The organism is Paenibacillus naphthalenovorans (assembly GCF_001465255.1).
Classification (GTDB): domain Bacteria; phylum Bacillota; class Bacilli; order Paenibacillales; family NBRC-103111; genus Paenibacillus_G; species Paenibacillus_G naphthalenovorans.
This window is the reverse complement of the sequence record NZ_CP013652.1, coordinates 2363816-2382926: the sequence shown is the minus strand read 5'-3', so window position 1 is coordinate 2382926 and position 19111 is coordinate 2363816. Positions and strand designations below refer to the sequence as shown.

General features: G+C 47.7%; 17 protein-coding genes. 13 read left to right on the top strand and 4 right to left on the bottom strand.

What is annotated here, in order from left to right:
- The first annotated feature begins 93 nt into the window (after positions 1-93).
- Complete coding sequence (locus IJ22_RS11910) at positions 94-345, top strand: helix-turn-helix domain-containing protein (protein ID WP_062408963.1); 252 nt, start codon at positions 94-96, stop codon at positions 343-345.
- Here IJ22_RS11910 and IJ22_RS11905 read toward each other — a convergent pair.
- Positions 338-844 carry a hypothetical protein gene (locus IJ22_RS11905; RefSeq protein ID WP_054820364.1) on the bottom strand — a complete coding sequence of 169 codons (507 nt, stop codon included), beginning with the start codon at positions 842-844 and terminating at the stop codon, positions 338-340. The genes IJ22_RS11910 and IJ22_RS11905 overlap by 8 nt on opposite strands.
- A gap of 46 nt (positions 845-890) precedes the next feature.
- Complete coding sequence (locus IJ22_RS11900; protein ID WP_139170768.1) at positions 891-1913, bottom strand: transposase; 1023 nt, start codon at positions 1911-1913, stop codon at positions 891-893.
- A 285-nt stretch (positions 1914-2198) separates the two neighbouring features.
- Between IJ22_RS11900 and IJ22_RS26340 the strand changes: the two genes are divergently transcribed.
- The 11 genes from IJ22_RS26340 (at position 2199) to IJ22_RS11850 (ending at position 16659) form a co-directional block, all read left to right on the top strand.
- Complete coding sequence (locus tag IJ22_RS26340) at positions 2199-2369, top strand: hypothetical protein (RefSeq protein ID WP_160327377.1); 171 nt, start codon at positions 2199-2201, stop codon at positions 2367-2369.
- Between the two features lie 340 nt (positions 2370-2709).
- Positions 2710-3609 (top strand): TIGR01777 family oxidoreductase, encoded by a 900-nt coding sequence (locus IJ22_RS11895; RefSeq protein ID WP_062408962.1) that lies wholly within the window; start codon positions 2710-2712, stop codon positions 3607-3609.
- Positions 3610-3678: 69 nt separating this feature from the next.
- Complete coding sequence (locus IJ22_RS11890) at positions 3679-4467, top strand: hypothetical protein (protein WP_062408961.1); 789 nt, start codon at positions 3679-3681, stop codon at positions 4465-4467.
- Positions 4468-4677: 210 nt separating this feature from the next.
- Positions 4678-6657, top strand: a complete 1980-nt coding sequence (locus IJ22_RS11885; protein ID WP_062408960.1) for an AraC family transcriptional regulator — start codon at positions 4678-4680, stop codon at positions 6655-6657.
- A gap of 181 nt (positions 6658-6838) precedes the next feature.
- Positions 6839-7291, top strand: coding sequence for a response regulator transcription factor (locus IJ22_RS11880; RefSeq protein ID WP_062408959.1), 453 nt, complete (start codon positions 6839-6841; stop codon positions 7289-7291).
- A gap of 126 nt (positions 7292-7417) precedes the next feature.
- Positions 7418-8794 (top strand): aspartate aminotransferase family protein, encoded by a 1377-nt coding sequence (locus IJ22_RS11875; protein ID WP_375256442.1) that lies wholly within the window; start codon positions 7418-7420, stop codon positions 8792-8794.
- Between the two features lie 77 nt (positions 8795-8871).
- Positions 8872-10635 carry an IucA/IucC family protein gene (locus IJ22_RS11870; protein ID WP_062408958.1) on the top strand — a complete coding sequence of 588 codons (1764 nt, stop codon included), beginning with the start codon at positions 8872-8874 and terminating at the stop codon, positions 10633-10635.
- 166 nt (positions 10636-10801) lie between these two features.
- Complete coding sequence (locus IJ22_RS11865) at positions 10802-12049, top strand: MFS transporter (RefSeq protein WP_235594311.1); 1248 nt, start codon at positions 10802-10804, stop codon at positions 12047-12049.
- A gap of 90 nt (positions 12050-12139) precedes the next feature.
- Positions 12140-13987 carry an IucA/IucC family protein gene (locus IJ22_RS11860; RefSeq protein ID WP_160327376.1) on the top strand — a complete coding sequence of 616 codons (1848 nt, stop codon included), beginning with the start codon at positions 12140-12142 and terminating at the stop codon, positions 13985-13987.
- A complete protein-coding gene (locus IJ22_RS11855) occupies positions 13984-15981 on the top strand; it encodes an IucA/IucC family protein (protein ID WP_062408955.1) in 1998 nt (665 codons plus the stop codon). Before IJ22_RS11860 ends, IJ22_RS11855 begins: the two co-directional genes overlap by 4 nt.
- Before the next feature lie 42 nt (positions 15982-16023).
- On the top strand, positions 16024-16659 hold the full coding sequence (locus IJ22_RS11850) for an RraA family protein (protein ID WP_062408954.1): 636 nt from the start codon (positions 16024-16026) through the stop codon (positions 16657-16659).
- A 53-nt stretch (positions 16660-16712) separates the two neighbouring features.
- Here the strand turns inward: IJ22_RS11850 and IJ22_RS11845 are convergent, their stop codons facing one another.
- Together IJ22_RS11845 and IJ22_RS11840 are read right to left on the bottom strand one after the other, a co-directional pair.
- Positions 16713-17465, bottom strand: a complete 753-nt coding sequence (locus tag IJ22_RS11845) for an MBL fold metallo-hydrolase (protein WP_062408953.1) — start codon at positions 17463-17465, stop codon at positions 16713-16715.
- A 201-nt stretch (positions 17466-17666) separates the two neighbouring features.
- On the bottom strand, positions 17667-18131 hold the full coding sequence (locus IJ22_RS11840) for a hypothetical protein (protein ID WP_062408952.1): 465 nt from the start codon (positions 18129-18131) through the stop codon (positions 17667-17669).
- A gap of 303 nt (positions 18132-18434) precedes the next feature.
- Here IJ22_RS11840 and IJ22_RS11835 point away from each other — a divergent pair, with 303 nt between their 5' ends.
- Positions 18435-19094: an HAD family hydrolase gene (locus tag IJ22_RS11835; protein ID WP_062408951.1), complete on the top strand. Its 660-nt coding sequence runs from the start codon at positions 18435-18437 to the stop codon at positions 19092-19094.
- Positions 19095-19111 lie beyond the last annotated feature (17 nt).

Sequence of the window (19111 nt, the reverse complement as noted above, 5' to 3'; positions counted from 1 at the left end):
TTTGCAAAAGGAGAAGTATATCCGGACCTCCAACGTGCGTCATCGTACCGGAAGACCGTCGTTCGTATATGGTCTTTCGGTTTTGCCGAACCGTTGTTTCCGAATCAATACGATGTACTTGCCACGGAATTGATGGATGAGCTCCATGACATGTTCGATGATTCGTTTGTCGGCAAACTATTTGAGCGGAGAATGAAAAAACTTGAGCAAAAGTATCAGATGGCGGTGTCGGGACAAGGTTTTGAAAAGCGGTTGGAGACGTTGGCCCAAATCCAGGATGACGACGGGTATATGGTCAGGCTGGAAAAAAACTACGGCGGCATGAATAACATACATGTTATTTGAGCCATTGGTTTTCTAAATTTTTAAGATAATTTTGTGGATCGCGTTTAAACCGTTTGCGCATAACACTATCGCTCAACCGGTTATTCCATTTTTCTTTCTGTTTCTTGTAGCTTGTGTAGTCGACCATCCTTAAACGGGCGATTAGGTTTTCCTGTTTAAGTCCATCATCAACGAGCACAACCATCTCACCATTCCGTAAGATGTATTCGTTCCAGTTGCGTAGCCCGGTCATCCGACGGTGTCGTGTCTTCGTAGCTCGGAAGAAGCGTTCCAGATCGTTGTTCGTTCTTGGCACATGATAATGATCGTAGCAAGTGAAGAGTCCCTTCCAGAATCCCTTGCTGTAACTAAGGAGATTGTTAACCATTTCCAGATCATTCTCTTCGGTATAGGAAAGCCGAACCCAATCCAACAGCTTTGTCATTTCCCATTCAACTGTCTTGCTTGTCTTATCCATGCTGGGTTCAAGGATTTCTGCAATGTGACGGATTGGCTTCATCCAGCGAGCGACTTTCTCGTATTGTTGCTGAAGGGAATCGACTTTACTAAATATTCTGAAAACGTTTTGAAGTAGGGTGGCCCCCTTTTTTATCCAAGCATTTTTGAAGGGACGCTTGAATGGCTTGGGCCTGTTCATAGATACGCATACCGGGTAAATCTAATGGAGGATTTCCGTCTTCCAAGAGCAATGCACGTACGGCAGCAACGTAACCCTTCGCGATGCTTGCTTCTTGTGAATCCGACTGTTCGATTTTCCGCTCGACTTCACGAATGCCGCGCATGCTTTTCTTGAGCTCGGTCTTTAACTTTCGATCGACATCAACAACCGGTTTCGCGATGTCTTTTAAATAATGGTACTGGCAATATTGATAAGGCACATCGGGCAAAAGCGTCTCCATCGCTAGACGAATGGATTGCTGTCCATCACTAACAATACCGACGATCGGATAGCCTTGCTCGATGATCGGTTGGATGAGCGTTTGTAACTCGGCAGATGAACCACTTTTCATGTTTTTTGCTATTAAGACAGTACCGCTGAATACTTCACGAATTACATAAAGTGTCTCATTGCCTTTCTCTGGCTGGACGCCATCCATAGACAAGATAATACCGCCGTTTTGTTCTGTGACTTCAGCCAGCACTTTCTTCGTATGTTCAGTAAGACTAGCAGCAAGCAATGTTTGATACCGTTCATACAGATTTTGTGCGCTCCGTTCGGATGTCTGAACACCTCTCGCGTTCAATTCATCCGCAATCTCCTTGCGGGTCATATGCCGTTTGAAGCGAAGTTCACCAACTAGGCAAACAACGTCGAAGCCGTAAGGAGAATGCTTCATGCTTATTGCTTCTGCTTCCGCCGATTTGTAGTATACACCTGGCTTCGGGCAATCTGGATTTTCGCAATGGTAGGCCATGCTCCAAACGTGAACGACTTCTTTCAATGTGGCGATTTTCTTATTCCATGCTGTATGTGAACGACGTAATTTCTGTTGGCAGTGAGGACAATTCTTATGTTCAGGTCTAAAGTATATTCTCCGTTGTGGACGCAGACGGTTTTTGGAAAGCAATGCGGGTCAACTCCTTTGGAAATTTTGACCGTAATTACTTCGACAAACCGTTAGGAAGATCCTGTTAGTTATTCATGCCGCCGTAGAAAAAAAACAGTGACGGAACGTATTCGTTTGAGGAAGCAAACTGTCCTATTTCGCAGGTCGCTATCCGCTACCGTCAGGTATGCCAATGTGAGCTATCCCTGTTTTCGGCTTTGCTTGACGCTCATGTAGAACGCACGGAATGCATGGCGGATGGAGGAGCAAAGTGCCGATATTTGTGCACAGAAAGGAGCAGGACCATTGGAGCCGAAGGAGTTGAACTTCTCTAATGAAGAGAATAAATCCGTTATCGTGACGGATGGCTATTTGATCGATATGGTGAAGGCTTTAACCAACCTGATGGATGGCTGGATGATAAAAGCTCCAGATTTTATATTATCGCGCTCCTGCCCGCGAACAAACCGGTTATAACCGTTATTACAGCGATAGATCATCAACTTCAAAAGATCATTTTCCGCACCTGGGGGGAAGCGCACACTTGTTTCATTACGTTATTAAAAAAGTTTATGTGCTTATCACTTGCAAAAGAAGGAACAGTAAATCTCATAACCCCGTGATCCGTAAGAGAATCGAGAGCTTTTACACTCGGTTCTTTTTCTTTTGTTGAATCTTGCGTCCATCCGGTATGGTCAGAATTTGCTTTACAATATAGCATTTTAATTTTATTGTGAAGATAGACGATAAAAAAGGAAGAGCAGGAAATCGTTCAGTTTTGAATAATCTAGTCGAACAATAGAAATGAGTGGATCACATGAACCAAAAAGTGGTGTTAGCTGGCGGGACGGGGTTTATCGGAAAATATTTGGAGAGAAAATTTTTGGAACTGGGATATGAAGTGAAGATCATTTCCAGACAAGACCGTCATATCTCATGGAACGATCATGCAGGAATAGCAGATGCTTTGGAAGCTTCCGGGATGCTGATTAATCTTGCGGGGAAGTCCGTCAACTGCCGCTACAACTCTAGAAATAAGGAAGAGATCCTGCAATCGAGAACAGAGACTACCCGCATACTTGGAAATGCCATCTTGGAATGCAAAAACCCTCCTTCGTTATGGATCAATTCCAGTACGGCTACGATTTATCGACATGCGGAAGACCGGCCGATGACCGAGGATCATGGTGAAATCGGATCAGGGTTTTCCGTTGATGTAGCCAAAGCATGGGAGAACGCATTCTTTTCTTTTCAATTACCCCAAACCAGACAAGCGGCCTTAAGAATAGCCATTGTATTAGGGGAGAGCGGGGGAGTTATCCATCCGATCCGAAACCTGGTCCGATTCGGACTTGGAGGTGCCCAGGGTTCGGGAAATCAAATGTTTAGTTGGATTCATATCGAGGATTTATATCGTATTATTCTCTTTCTTAGAGATAAAGAAGAACTGAGCGGGGTGTTCAATTGTTCATCGCCTCACCCTGTCACCAATCGTGAGCTCATGCATCAATTCCGTAAAGCGATGAATATGAGAATAGGACTGCCATCCCCCCAATGGCTGCTTGAAATAGGTGCCTATGTCATAAAAACGGAAACCGAATTGGTTTTGAAAAGCCGTTGGGTTATTCCCGAGAGGCTGGAGAGAGAAGGATTTACGTTCAAATTCGATACATTGGATAAGGCGCTTGAAGATATTTTACATAGGTCGCATTCGTAAAAGGCCTGCCTGTCCAACCCGCTGCTGCATTATATAAAGTAGGTGAACGAACTGTTCAGCTTAACGATCATGAAAATCGTGATTTCCGTTCTCATCGTATTTGGATTGGCGGAGATTTCCAAAAGAGCAAATCCTCATCTGGCCGGGATGATCTCTGGGATTCCATTGGGTACGGGACTCTCCATATATTTTATTTCTTTGGAGCAGGGGATTGATTTTACGATTCGCGGGATACCTTGGGGGATTGCCGGGTTAGCTGCCGCTCTTGTGTTTTGTTTCGTTTATCTTGTCATATCCGGAAGTCTTGCATTGAATTGGAAAGGAACCGTTATTTTCTTATCATCCACGGGTGGTATTTTTGCCTTTTTATTGTCAGGTTATTTTATTTATTCATTGGAAGTAAACGTGGCATCGGCTTCTTTTATATTTTTTGCGGTATTCATGTTAAATCTGATCCTGATGAAGAAGCTGGTCCGCCAGCAGGGGAAGAGTTCGGGAACCAAAAGCACGGGAATGCAGTATTTCATCAGAGGTATAACGGTTGGAGTGATTTTAATCCTGATCACCGGAACGGCCTCTATGGTCGGCAGCAAATGGGCCAATATTTTAAGTTCATTTCCCTCTACCCTTTTTCCGCTCATTGTCGTACTGCATTACGAAGACGATCATCGGCTTTTTCCATACGTCATTTATGGATATTCGTATAGTATAACAGCGTTATTTATATTCTATATCGCTTATTTGTTCGTTGTTCCCATCTATGGACTTCATGCGGGTTATATTTTGATTTATGCCATTTGTGCCGCGTATCTCTATTTGCTCCAAAAATTACGAATGCGTTTCGGATCCGCTCGTTGAGGAGAGCGGCTTTCTCGTATACAAACGAGGAGGATGCTAAATGGCTTTTCCGCATCGGCTCTGGCCTATTGCCAGGGTCTTTTGTTGTTTCCATTCCTTCAACGACCGATGCCGCAGGCAAAATATAATTGATAATGAGAATCGTTATTAATATAATAAACTTATCCGAAAAAGGTAATGAATTCAAAAAAATAACAGGTGGTGGGAGAGTTGCTATTTCAGTATCATACCTTACTTTGGAATCATGCGGCTCTCAGGGTGCAGGACGTACGTCATGCCATCCTGCAGCCGGGCGAAAGCCTGCGCGCATATCAGCTTCCAGCCAGCGCATTTCTGTATACTGTTCGCGGTAAGGCACATGTGTTGATTGATGAGAATGAGTATGCCGTGGATCGGTGCTATGTTTGTCATGCCGGCAAAGGTGCTTTTCTGGATATTGCACAGGTAGTGGAGGCATTCGAATATTACCTGGTATTTTATACAGCGGTCTTGACCACGCCATACTGCCAAAAATTGGTGCATCGGCATCAAACAAGCAATCCTTTTCAGGTACAATATGGTTTTGCGCCCCAGTTTCCGACACCGCTCTTTTTGGGAATAGAGCAAATGAACCGACAATGGCAGCAAATCGGCACGCTGGAGCAGTTCCATGTCAAAGCCTTGTTCCATCAATTTGTTTATGAATTGCTGCATCAGCTGCAGGAGCAGGGAGGCGAGACGACTCAACCGAACCTGGTTGCCCAAGCGATGCGATATATTGAGGGACGTTACGCCGAGCCGATTACGCTGAATTCATTGGCAGCTGTGCTGGATTGCAACGCGCGACAATTGCAGCGGTTATTCAAAGCGAGGCTGCATGTGGGTCCGATCGAGTATTTGATTCAGGTGCGTCTGGACAAAGCCAAGGCATTGCTGCAGCAGACGAATGTCCCGTTAAAACAAATTGCCGAGGCCGTCGGTTATACGGACAGTTACTATTTTAGCCGGATGTTTAAAAAATACATGGGGGTTTCTCCCAGTCTATTCAAGGAACTGGCATGGCAGCGGAACGATCGTCGCCATAATCCATCTCGTCTGTCGCAATTCCCTATTGTTGCCAGAAGATTGCGAAGATATAGTGATATTGGTGATGATGAAAATCATTATCAATACAAAAACGAAGGGGCTTTACACATGTATAGAAGTTCAAAAGCGTCATTGGCCATCAGTTTGATGCTCAGTCTTGTTTTGCTGCTAGGCGCATGCTCGGGCACATCTGGTGGAGGAGGGGCCTCCCCGACCAACAGCGTTAATGTGCAGCCGGCCGTCACTCGCGGCGAAGCGGATAATGCCAATACAGCGGGGAAAACGGCGGAAAGCACGCAGCGCAGCATTCAGCACCTTAAAGGCGAACTGGTTCTCGAACAAAAGCCTGAAAAAATTGTGGTGCTGGACTACCAGTATATCGATCAACTGCTCGCGTTGGGAGAGCAGCCGATCGGAAGTGTCATCGCTACGAGCGACAGCTCGGTATTCCCGGAATATCTGACGGATAAGCTGGATGATGTTAAGGTGTTAGGAACGAAAGAGGAGCCTAATTTGGAGGCGATTATCGAGGTGGCTCCGGATCTCATTATTTGTACGGAGTTTCAGGAGAAAGTTTACGAGAAATTAATCAAGATCGCGCCGACACTGATGTTTGACAGAAATGAAGACTGGCGCACGATGCTCCTCAAGTTCGGTCAAATTGTCGCCAAGGAACAGGAAGCGCAGAAGGTGCTCGAAGGATACGATCAAAAAATTGCCGATCTAAAGGCAGCGTTAGCAGACAAGCTGAACGGGCAGACCGTTGCTTTGATCCGTCCGCGCGATAACATGATCCGGCTGCATACGACGGGACATCGTACTGCAGAGATTCTGTATCGTGATCTCGGTCTTTCAGCGCCGAAAATGGCAGTGAATAACGAGCAGACCAGCTTGCCCATTTCGTTAGAGGTCATGCCGGAATTGAACGCGGATCACCTCTTTGTCTTAAAAGATGATTCCAATACGGAGTTAACGGATGAATTTCAAAAGACATCCGTCTGGAAAGGCCTGAATGCGGTACAAGCCAATCAGGTCTATACGGTCAACACGACGATGTGGATCGGCTATTACGGTCCTATTGCCATCAATCTGGTCGTGGATGAAATTGCAGAAGCGCTGTTGTAGATAATACAGAGATATTGCCATCTATTGGTGAACGATAGGCCGCTGATTGTCTATGGAGGTATCACAGCCCGCCAATGTAAAGCTTTAAACTAAGTAAGACATAATGGGAAGGGGAGCAACCTGAGTCGCTTCCTTTTTTTTATCCTTGCGAATTTTTATTGCTGAATGGTGAGGGGAGAGCATGTCCAAAAGCACAATAAGACTGACGATCGATTCCAGTTCAAAAGATGACCAGGATCGCGCCAAGCTCAGCGAGCTGCATCAAATCGTTGTTGATCAGGTGATACGATTGGAAATGAAAGAATACGTGAAAGTAACATTGGAATATGTAGGCGCCGGCGCCGGGCGTATCATGCAATCGGCGGGGAGACCCAACGATGAGGAAAGCGTCGAATCGTTGGATATGACCGCGTTGAGCCAGAGACAACAGCAAATCGCGGAAATGCTGTGCAATCATTACTCGATTAAGAGAATTGCCGATGAACTTTATATCAGCGTCAATACGGTAAAAAAACATATTCAGAACATGAAGAAAGCGTTGGATATCGATTCGGCGGGTGCGGATTTTCTTTACACATTGAAGCAGATGATGCATAGGGAGAGCAAGGACGGAGGAAAAACATACTTCATTTAGATCATCTAGATTATCCGATTGGAGAATTTACTCTATCTGGACTTGCTGCTATTCTAAAAACAGACATCGATGATAATGATTATCATTATTATCGGTTCTGTACTTTTCCGGAGGAGGACGGATATCGTGAACGCTTATGTTGCTGAAAAATCAAAAAATGACCCCTATCTTCAGAGTCAGGCAGCTCGGGAATCCAATGCTAGATCTTACCCCAGGCGAATCCCGATCGCGATTCTTGAGGCGGAAGGCATTTATGTAAAAGATATGGACGGCAAAGTTTATTACGATTGTCTTGCCGGAGCCGGAACGCTTGCATTAGGCCATAATCATCCTGTCGTCATCGACGCGATTAAAACGATGCTGGACAGCAAACGGCCGCTGCACACCCTTGATTTGACAACCCCGCTGAAGGAGCAATTTGTGGATGAATTATTTTCAAGCTTGCCTGAGGCATTTGCCAAGGATGCGCGCATCCAGTTTTGCGGGCCGACAGGAGGCGATGCGATTGAAGCGGCGATTAAGCTGGTAAAAACGGCAACAGGCCATCGCAGCATTCTCTCGTTTCAAGGAGGATACCATGGCTCGACGCACGGAACGATGAGTCTAAGCGGGACGCTTGGACAAAAAGAAAGGGTCCACGGATTAATCCCGGATGTACACTTCCTGCCGTATCCTTACGCCTATCGCTGCCCGTTTGGTGTCGGCGGGGAGCAGACTCATCGGATCAGCAGCCGTTATATCGAGAATTTGCTAAACGATCCTGAAAGCGGCGTTGTCTCTCCTTGCGGAATGATATTTGAAGCGGTGCAGGGGGAAGGCGGTTCTATTCCCGCGCCGGTCGAATGGATCCGGGAGATGCGCCGGATTACGCAGGAAAAAAACATCCCTCTGATTATTGACGAAGTGCAGACGGGACTTGGGAGAACCGGAAAAATGTTCGCTTTCGAACATGCCGGCATTCTCCCTGATGTGCTGGTCCTTTCGAAGGCCATCGGCGGAAGCCTGCCGCTATCGGTTGTGATTTATCATAAAAAGCTGGATGCCTGGAAACCGGGAGCGCATATCGGGACGTTTCGGGGCAATCAAATGGCTATGGCGGCCGGACTGGCAACATTGAAATATATAAAAGAAAACGATATCGCAACCAAAGCGGAGCAATTGGGAAATCGGTTGAGGGATCGTTTAAACGAGCTGAAATCGAAAGTGGAATTTATCGGAGATGTCCGCGGTCGCGGTTTAATGATCGGCGTAGAGATCGTGAATGCCAATGAGGAGCCTGACAAGCTGGGGCATTTTCCGGCTTATCCCAAGCTGGCAAGCCGCATTCAGCAGGAATGTCTCCACAGGGGATTGATCCTGGAGATTGGAGGCAGGCATTCCGCCGTTATGCGTTTTTTGCCGCCATTAATCGTAACGGAACAGCAAATCGATGAAATTGCACGGATTTTCAGTGAAGCCTGCCATGCGTCTTGCGCTGCCCTGCATGCGGGAGAGTATGTTTGATCCGGAAGCGAAACTGGCGAAACCTAAAGAGAGTAATTCGGATGACGGTTGGATGAGAAAGGAGAGAACGAATACGAATGCTGCAGCAGCAAACGGATGCAACCACCTCCGTGAGAAGTGTGGAGCTGGCGGCAAAGGCGACCATGCGCGCCTTGCTGAATAGTTATCTCAGGGAGATCGGAGTAATCGATCCACGGGCCATAAAGCTTGGTCAAAGGAATCCCCTTCCTGAGCCAGGAGAAGCGGTCGTCATCAAGCTTCCCTCGACCGGGAAGACCATCACGGGGACTTTGACTTATTACTCTGTGATCGGACAGCATGCTTACGGATCCGCATTTAACGAAGTGAGTTCAGACGGAACGCTTCGGAAGCTGGATATTCATCGGTTGATTTCGCTGCTGCTTGAAGAGCTGAGCCATCTCGAAGCTTTTGACAAACGCGGGGCTCACCTGAATCACATGAAGGCGCGCATCGAAAACAGTCTCCGCAAGATGAGCATGTATATCGAGTACGAATGGAACCAACGGCATTCTATAGCGGACAAGAAGCCGGATTGCGTCCGTTCCGAGCAATCGCTTTATTTCGGTCATCCCTTTCATCCCTATCCGAAATGCTCGGAAGGGTTCGCCGATGAGGAGCTTGCGCAGTACAGTCCTGAAATGGGCGCTTCTTTTCAATTGAGTTACTTTGCCGTCCGAAAGGAATTGGTTTATGAAGAATGGCTTGATGGAGAAGCTCAAGCGCTGCCGCCGGCTGTGATGGCACATGCCCAGCAACAATTGGGCGATAAAGTAAGCGAGTATGTGCTGGTGCCCATGCATCCCTGGCAGGCAAACTATGTTGTGCGGCTGCCGGAGGTTCAGGAATTGATGAATCTGTCCGCCATTATTCGTCTGGGTCCATCCGGTCCCGTGGTATATCCGACTTCTTCGGTAAGAACAGTGTGGGATCCGGAGGGGGGATACGGATTTAAACTGCCGCTGAATGTTCGGATCACCAACTTGATACGCGAAAATACGCGGGAACAAACGAAACGGACCATGGATGCGGCCAACGTGATTCACCGGTTACAAAACGAGCTGAACACGGAGCATTTCAAAATTATTTCGGAAACGGGCTACAGCAGAGTCGGATTCGATTCGGTTTCAGAAGATTGGTCATCGAGCTTTACGGTCATCTACCGGCCCTTGGCCGTGCCGCATGCCGCTACATTTGTCATGGCCTCCTTATTGGAAAGCTTTCCGGGAGAAGAGGAGCCCAAGCTGATTCAAGCGATCAGGCAAAACGATCAAGGACGGCTGCCTGATTTAACTTATTGGCTGGAATGCTATTTGCACATCTCCATGCTGCCGCTTCTTCGCATTTTAGCCGGGAAAGGGATCAGCTTTGAAGCGCATTTGCAAAATTCCCTGCTGACCCTGAAGAACGGACTTCCCGATTGCTATTATGTGCGGGATCTCGAAGGGGTCAGCATCGACCGTCATAAAGCAGCCGAAGCAGGCTGGATCCCTACGCTGATTGAAGATCACAGCCCTGTCCTCTATGAAGAAGCCAAAGCTTGGATGAGGACCAAGTATTATTTCTTTGTGAATCACCTGGGTTCGCTGATCCATACGATTGCGGCTTACTGCAGGGAGGACGAGGAACGCTACTGGGGCATCGTCAACCATTTGCTCGAACAGGAAAAATCGGGAGCTGACGAACGGCTGCTTGCCTACATCGACGATTTATTGTACAGCGATGTTTTGCCGGCCAAAGCGAATTTTACAAGCTGCTTTCTGTCCAAAGGAGAGATGCCATTGTTTGTCAATATTCCCAATCCCATCAAGGGACAAGCCTAAATGAATACGCGGTCCCGGCCGAACCCAAAAATCGGGAAGCTTGTAAAAATAGGGCGTTCCGTTTCCAAAGTCGTTAACATTCCTATTTTATGGGACAGACATCCAATGCCCGCTTTCCCATAAGGTTTAACGGCCTTTTAAAATGAGAAAGGAATGTGTCGTCACCGTGGAAAAGTGGAAACGAAATTTGTTCATTTTGTACGTAGGGCAATTTCTGGCGATGGCTTCAATGAGCTGCGTCACCCCGTTTTTACCGCTTTATTTGCAGGAATTAGGGCTTACCGATCCGGAAGAAGTTCGCTGGTGGACGGGCATAATTTATGCCGCCAACCTGCTGACGGCCTTTATTTTTTCACCGATTTGGGGAAAGATTGCAGACCGCTACGGACGCAAGCTCATGCTTGTCCGTTCCGGAATTGGCATGGCCGTCACCATTACGCTGATGGGGTTGGCCACCAGCCATATTCACTTGCTGATCCTGCGTTTATTAAACGGGATGATGGCCGGATTCGGTCCGGCCGCCATCGCCTTGACAGCCACGAACACGCCCAAGGAGCGGAGCGGGTATGCATTGGGGATTTTGCATTCCGGATCTGTGGCCGGAACCATGTGCGGCCCTTTATTGGGCGGATTGATGGCCGACTGGTTCGGGTTCGCCGCCGTCTTTTTCTATACCGGTGTAAGTATTTTCATAGCGGCATTGATCGTCATCTTTTTGGTCAAAGAAAACTTTGAGAAACAAGACCGGAAAGAAAAGACAAACTTTGTGCAAGATTTCAGGAAAATCGTATCCCGAAAACCAATTGCATCCCTGTTTGTCTCCGCATCCATCATTCGATCGGCCATGGTGGGCACCTTGCCTTTCATCCCGCTGTATGTCCAGTCCTTGGCGCCGAGTCAGGATAATCTGTTCTTTTTGGCCGGGATTACGGCGGCGTCGATGGGGATGGCTAACATGATTACCGCCCCGCAGCTGGGGAAATTAGGGGACAAGTACGGCTCGCATAAAGTGTTAATCTGCGCCGCATTCGGAGCGATCCTGTTCTCTGTTCCGCAGGCATTTGTCCAGGAACTGTGGCAGCTCATCGTGCTGCGTTTCTGTACGGGGGCGTGCCTTGGCGGGATGATGCCTTCAATCCATGTTCTCGTTCGTCATTTTGCGCCGAAAGGGATGGAAAGCCGGACCTACAGCTATGTCAATTGTGCCATATTTCTTGGCGGGATGGCAGGGGCGCTCGGCATGGGAGCCGTCGCTTCCCGGTTCGGATTACCGTCGATCTTTATTTGCTCCGCTTTTCTTTTGCTGCTCAACAATGGCTTGATGAAATTCACTCTCCCTGACGCCAACCGTTACAGCAAGCCGGTCGGCATGGCCGGTGTGCAGGATAATAACCGCAGCGGGGAGGTGAAATAATCCGGGAACGAATGGAATCAAAGCGAAACGCTTCATGGAGATGAAATGGATGATGCCATATTACTTTCGAACGATGGGAGCCGTGAACTGATGAGTGTGTTAGAACCATTACAGCGCGGAGAAGAGAAGGATTGGATTCGTGCTTATTCGTCCGAAATTTATGCTAAAGTGGAACAACGAGTCCTTTGTCAGCTGATCGAGGCGGTGCTTTATGAAGAAATTGCCGTTCCCCTTCATGGGCTTCCCGTGTCCGGAGATTTCGAGGATCGCCTTGTTCTCCCGGGAAAAACAAACGAAGGGGAACCCGTTGAATATATGTTTGAGGGCAAACGCCAATTCAGTTTCGGCCGTTTTCGCATAAAGAAAGGAACGGTAAGACGCAAGGAAGCAAAGGAAGACCCGACTGCGGCAACGTTGTCCGGATTTGTGGAAGAAGTGCTCGGTCAGGTTCAAAAAAATGAACGTTTGGCGATGCTGCTGCAAGAACTGGAACATACGCTGGTAAAAGATTTGCAGGCCCAATACCATAAGTCCGTCGCTCCAATGCCGGAAACGCCATGGGATTACGATGATCTGGAAAGCGATTTGGACGGCCATCCGTATCATCCGTGCTACAAATCGCGGATCGGCTATAGCTTGGGGGACAATGCCTTATACGGACCGGAATTTAAAACAAAACTAAAGCCGGTATGGTTGGCGGTCTCCAAATCGCAGAGCCTGATTTCTTTATCGGAAGGAACAGACTACAACTCATTTATACAGCATGAACTCGGGAAACCTGCGTATGAAGCCTTTGTTTCTTTGCTTAATGAAAAGGGGCTGGATGCCGGCGATTACTGGTTTATGCCCGTTCATCCCTGGCAGTGGGAGCACATGATTCTACCGTACTTTCATCGTCAGCTATCCGAAAAGAAAATCGTCCGGCTTGGCAACGGTTCCGACGAGTACCGTCCGCAGCAGTCTATACGCAGTTGGGCCAATCATTCCCACAAAGAGAAAGCGTACATGAAGCTGGCGCTGAATATCACCAATACATCAACGAAACGAATATTGGCGAAGCATACCGTGATGAACGCGCCCCTCGTTTCGGATTGGCTGCTGTCTCTAACCAGGGATGACGAAACCGCTCGAAGACTCGATTTTGTTTTTTTAGCTGAATTTGCGGGAATTTCCTTTGATTACGAGAAGCTTCCGTCCACTGTACAACTGCAAACCTATGGGAACTTGGGTGTGATTTGGAGGAAGAGTCTATACTGCTATTTAAGAGACGATGAAGAAGCGGTTCCGTTCAGTGCGCTCTGCCACATGGCCGGAGAGCAGCCATGGATTGAACCGTGGGTTCGCAGGTACGGGTTGGAAAACTGGACGCGCTGGCTGCTGGAGGTTGCGATAACCCCCATCATTCATATGTTGTACGCACACGGAATAGCTATGGAGTCCCACGCTCAAAATATAATTCTCATTCATAAAGAGGGACGTCCTTGCCGTCTGGCGTTGAAAGATTTTCACGATGGAGTTCGGTTTTCCAAACAGCATCTGGGACAACCGGAAGTTTGTCCCGATCTTCATCCGGAGCCCGCTCATCATCGCGCTTTAAATCGTCATTCCTTCATACAAACCGATGATCTCTCGGCGGTCAAAGACTTTGTGCACAGCGCGTTTTTCTTTGTGTGCATAAGCGAGCTGTGCATGTTTTTAAACGAACAGTACGGGCTTCAGGAAACGGATTTTTGGGAAATGGTTGCCCGGGTGATTTATCTCTATCAGGATGAGCATCCGCAATACAGCCAAAATTTCGAGCACTATGATCTGTTCTCGGAAACGATTCAAATCGAACAATTGGCAAGAAGGCGGCTGTGGAAAGACGCGGAGGTCGATCCAAAGTCCGTACCGAATCCCCTATATCCATACCGGACAATCAGAGGAGGGAGAGTATGACGACGGAACATAAGGGTCCCGATTCCCGCGCACATTCGAAGGAAGCGGCTGATGAAGCCGATTGCCGGGTCATGGAAGACTTGGTCAATGCATTGCTTGCGGAAACATTTTTTGACGAACACGACGAGGTGAACCTTCTATCCCAAACCGAATGGGAGTTCATGGTTCGCGGTCACATGGGACTGGCCGCAGCAGATCGGCAATTCGGTTCTTTACATCCTAAGGCAAGCGTCTATTGCTGGCGGCTGGATGATTATCATGAGGCCATGATTGTTTTTCCTGTACATCCTGCAATCTTGCAGCCATACCGCTTTGAGGCATCCGCAGGCATGTACGAAGTGCGTATAGAGGAGAACCATACGGTCTATCTGAAAAAGCTCGATCCGTTGGAGCTGATGCGGCATATCGTTCATCTTTACGGGAAAGATCCGGCCGCCATAGATGCCGGCGGAGCGAACCGCTTTATGAATATGCTCGATCAAACATTGCTGCAAATGTCCTGGTCTCTTGAAAACAAACAACCGTCGGCAGGAATACTGGGTTTGCCTTCGGCAGCTTCATTATTGGAGCTGGAGAGAAAGGCGGCTTTTCGCGACCGGCCTTTCCACCCTGTCTCCAAAGTCAAGCTGGGTTGGACGCAGGAAGATTACCGCAACTATACAGCCGAATTTGCCCGGCCGATTCAACTGAACTGGATGGCGGTGAAACGCCGGCATCTCGTTAGCGGCTTGGATGAACATTCCATTGAAGACCAATATAAGCAGGCAGAAACAGGGGGGTTAGCTCCGGCGGATCTGCTGCTTGCCGAAGACCAGAAAGCCGGGATCCGTGAGGAAATGGACAGGCGAGGGCTGAGTACGGAGGAGTTTGTACCTGTTCCCGTCCACCCGTGGCAAATGTCTACCGTATTGCCTGGACAACTGCAAGAGGAAATCGGCAAAGGGATTTGCATACCGTTAAACGTTGAAGCGGGCACCTTTTACGCCACTTCTTCCTTACGGTCATTGATGCCCGCCAATGGAGGCCAGTTACACGTCAAGCTTCCGCTGGGCATGCATTCCCTGGGCGGACTTCGCTATCTTTCGGCCATTAAGCTTATGAATGGACAGCGCGCGGAACGACTGATGAGACAAGCGCTGGAACGGGACCCCGTCTTGAAAAAACGGCTGCTTCTATGCGATGAAACCGTTTGGTGGGCTTATCTGCCTGAAAACAGAGACTTGTTTGCCGATCCTCCCAGACATTTGTCCGCCATGATAAGACAATACCCTCCGGAAATCACAGATCATGAACATGTACGTTTAGTGCCCATGTCGTCTCTGACAGTTTTCGATAGGGACAGGAAGGGGCATTTGTTTGACGAATGGCTGCGCATGACAGGACTGGAAGTCAATGAATCCTCCGTTTTGCGTTTATTCAAAGAGGCTTTGCTGCCTTATTTTGAAATATGTTTCCGTTTGTTCCGACTGGGGATGATGCCTGAAGTTCATGGACAAAACTCCATTCTAATCTTGAACCGGGGGAAAATAGAAGGTCTGCTGCTTCGCGATCATGATGCGCTGCGTTTGCATGTGCCCTGGTTAAATGCCAACGGGCTGGAAGATCCCGAGTATCGATTGCGGCCGGGTCATCCGAATTCTCTGTATCATGACACGCCGCATCAGCTGTTCTCCTTTTTCCAAATGCTTGGCATCCAGGTCAACAGTTACGCAATCCTTGACAGCCTGTCACGGTATTACGGCATCAAAGAAGAACGATTATGGATCGAACTGCAGGAATGTTTGAATCTGGCAATGATTGAGGCTAATGTACCGGATGAGGTGAGGTGCGTACTCGAGGAATGTTTATTCGCCAGGGAACGATGGCCCTGGAAGCAAATCATCCGGCCGCTTCTGAAGCCCAATTCCAGGGTCCCGGGAAGCATGCCCTTTGGGCTCGGAGAAGCGCCGAATCCCTTTAAAGTATGTGCCGGGGCGATAGAAACTTCGGTATGAGGCAGGGCAGGTTAACGAATTCAGGAAAGGAGAGAGGGACGCGTGTTTCGCATTCAGGCCAGAGTACAGGGGGTTACGCCAGAGCTTTTGGAGCTGTACCGGAGTATCAGTACTTCCACCATTGGCCATCTTACGGATTTTGGTTTTCTTAACGGGCTGCAGCCCCTTTTTCGGCCGATCCAACTGATAGGAAACGCGGTTACGGTTCGCATTCCGCATCTTGACTCTGCCGCCATTTCCCATGCCATGGAGCTTGTTCAGCCTGGCGATGTTCTTGTCGTGGATATGTCCGGCGATGGCCAAAGAGCATGCTGGGGAGAATTCAGGACTTACGCTGCGCTGGACAAAAAAGTTTCCGGCGTCATTGTATCCGGGTGCGTCACCGATGTTCGCGCGATAACCGGACTTGGTTTTCCCGTCTATTCGAAAGGAATCAGCGCGCTGACCACACGTTCCCTTAAACTTCAGGGCGAGGTGAACACCACCATAAGCATAGGCGGGGTAAGCATACGTCCCGGCGATTTAATTGTAGGCGATGATGACGGCCTGTTCGCCGTGAACCCGGAAGACGCCGAAGAGATTGGTTATGCGGCCTTGGAGAAACAGCGCAAGGAGGCACTGCGAAGACAAGAGTACGAACATGGCCGGCAATTGGAATCCCCGCCTATAACATCGTAATTAATCCAAGAGCTCTTCAGACAAGATAGAAGAGCTCGATTTGTTGTTTCCAGTCACTGTCCGTTTGCTAATTCCGCTATGCGCCGGTTGACGTTATCCTTATACAGGCCGCCGTGATAGCAGATAATAGTTTCAATGTCGTACTGTACAAATTTTTTCAGAGAGTTTACGGCCAAGTCCGCATCGATACAGTACTGCGGATCGGGCCCAAGCAGCTCTCCGTTTGCCACGATCATAGAGTCCCCGGCGATAAGTGTTTTGCTTTGTATATGATACAGGCTGATATGCCCGGGAGTATGTCCCGGCGTATGAATCACTACGATCCCTCCGCAATAGGGCAATTCTTCTCCGTCGGCTACGGTTTTATCCACTTTTGATTTGGGCGGGTTTTCAAGCACTTGTCTGAAGGCTTTGCGCCACTCCTCCGGCACATTTTCCGGCAAAGAGTCCATAGCTTGGGCTACGGACTCCGGATTTATTTTAAGCAGTCTTTTTTCTCCTTGAATATATGGTTTTTCAACGTCATTGGCCAATACCTCGATAGGTTGAGGCAATACATTGAGAATTGTCGGTAAACTGCCGATATGGTCCAGGTCTTGGTGTGTTATAATGACTTTATTCAGCGTATCCCATGCGATCCCGGACTTCTCTGCTTCTTGGCGAATGAGCGGCCATTGGCCGGGATATCCGGTATCCACCAAAATCGTATGGTCTGTGTCCCAGACCAGGGTAGGATAAATAGTATCCATTCGCCCCATGACATTGGATGAAACTTCCAATCCTTGTACACCGTTGGTAATGAACATGATGATCCCTCCCCAATGGATATGCGATCTCTTGCTTGTATAGCCTATCGTATCAAATCATATCGAGATAGTAAATAATAAAAATATTTATTATACCACAAGAATAATAAAAAGTCAATATATATTTTGTGGGAATAGGATGAAATCGAAGTAAAAAAATCGCTCACCGATCCCTTGATCGTCAGTGAGCGTATGTTCAGGCTATTCTTGATGGTTGATTTTTTTGAAATGAATCTGCAGTGAGCCGAAAAATACTTTTCCTTGATTGTAATAAAGCTCGCATTGATACCCGTATGGACGCGTGGCGGATTGCAGCAGTTGATAACCCGGGAGCGCTTGAATCAAAGAAGTGATCTGTTCAATGACATGGTTAGGCAATTGGGTGAACATCTTGGCATGAATTCCATCGGCAACCGATATAAAACGGGGAAACGCCGTTTTGTTAAATTGGGAAAGTGCGGCACTGTCCTCGGCGAATCGGAGTATCTCTTTATTGATCCGATTCAGGTTTATGGTTATATTTTTATAAAAGTAAATACCGAAGCCGATTCTGTTCGTTATTGGATTTAAGCATTTTTTCCATGTGAAACTCTTTTCTTCCCAAAAATCGTCCAATTTTTCTGTAATTTTATTCCAGTCGAATCGGGTTGTACATATTTTTTTCATGACTATACTCCTTGGATGGTTTGGTCCCTAAGCCCGCTATTTAAAAGGATTCGAAGCCTGCAAGAGGATTGCGACGGCAGGACTGTCCTGGATAGAAAATGACAGTGAATTCGAGATTTTGACCACCGGTCCGGAACAGCGCGGCAAGCGGAGCCGGTTACCCGCGAAACATTTTTCCGGAACAGCTATATTTGTTCGTGAATTCCATGTAAAATAAAGAGGTTGTGACACAGTAGAAACGCTGGAACGTTAAAAGAAAGCAGCGACATTGCGGTCTTAAACGGAAAGCTTCGGAGGGAGTTTATGCTGCGAACCGGTACAATCAAGGGAATTCTATTCGATATGGACAACACATTATTGCAATCCAACATTGATTTCCCGGCCATGAAGCACGATGTGTATCGTTTTCTGGTCCGCCATAAAGTGATTCCTGCCGAATTTCCCGTACAGGAGCACACGACATCCACCTTGATCGAACACGCCAAAAATACAGGCATGACCGATGAGATGTATGAAACCATAATCAAGATAACGGAAAAACATGAATTAAAAGGGATGGAAGGCGCAGGGCTTGAACCAGGGGTCAGGGAATTGCTGGAAGCTTTGTACAAGAACTATGTTCTAGTCATCGTAACGAATAATTCAGTAACAGCGGCTCGAAAGGCTCTGGAAATCACCCAAATCATAGCGTATTTTGATCTGATCATAGGAAGAGAGCACATGACTTCGCTTAAGCCTTCCCCATCCGGATTTCATTATGCCAAAAAACAATTTGAGCATATCTCGTCCGATGAATGGGTTGCGGTTGGAGATTCATGGATTGACGGTAAAGCGTCGAATGATGCGGGGATTGCTTTTATCAGCTACGGCACAACGATGGAAGAGATGATCAAAAGGGGAGTAAAGCCCATAGGCCAGGTGAACAACATCATCGAAATCCTGAGCTTTATCAGGTCATCTTAGGAGCGTTATTTCAGATC

What these genes read in the sequence shown, in the direction of transcription:
- IJ22_RS11835 (WP_062408951.1), top strand. Translation starts at nt 18,435, where the DNA reads ATGCTGCGAACCGGTACAATCAAGGGAATTCTATTCGATATGGACAAC.
- IJ22_RS11895 (WP_062408962.1), top strand. Translation starts at nt 2,710, where the DNA reads ATGAACCAAAAAGTGGTGTTAGCTGGCGGGACGGGGTTTATCGGAAAA.
- IJ22_RS11890 (WP_062408961.1), top strand. Translation starts at nt 3,679, where the DNA reads ATGAAAATCGTGATTTCCGTTCTCATCGTATTTGGATTGGCGGAGATT.
- IJ22_RS11845 (WP_062408953.1), bottom strand. Translation starts at nt 17,465, where the DNA reads ATGTTCATTACCAACGGTGTACAAGGATTGGAAGTTTCATCCAATGTC.
- IJ22_RS11860 (WP_160327376.1), top strand. Translation starts at nt 12,140, where the DNA reads ATGAGTGTGTTAGAACCATTACAGCGCGGAGAAGAGAAGGATTGGATT.
- IJ22_RS11905 (WP_054820364.1), bottom strand. Translation starts at nt 844, where the DNA reads ATGAAGCCAATCCGTCACATTGCAGAAATCCTTGAACCCAGCATGGAT.
- IJ22_RS11855 (WP_062408955.1), top strand. Translation starts at nt 13,984, where the DNA reads ATGACGACGGAACATAAGGGTCCCGATTCCCGCGCACATTCGAAGGAA.
- IJ22_RS11880 (WP_062408959.1), top strand. Translation starts at nt 6,839, where the DNA reads ATGTCCAAAAGCACAATAAGACTGACGATCGATTCCAGTTCAAAAGAT.
- IJ22_RS11870 (WP_062408958.1), top strand. Translation starts at nt 8,872, where the DNA reads ATGCTGCAGCAGCAAACGGATGCAACCACCTCCGTGAGAAGTGTGGAG.
- IJ22_RS11840 (WP_062408952.1), bottom strand. Translation starts at nt 18,131, where the DNA reads ATGAAAAAAATATGTACAACCCGATTCGACTGGAATAAAATTACAGAA.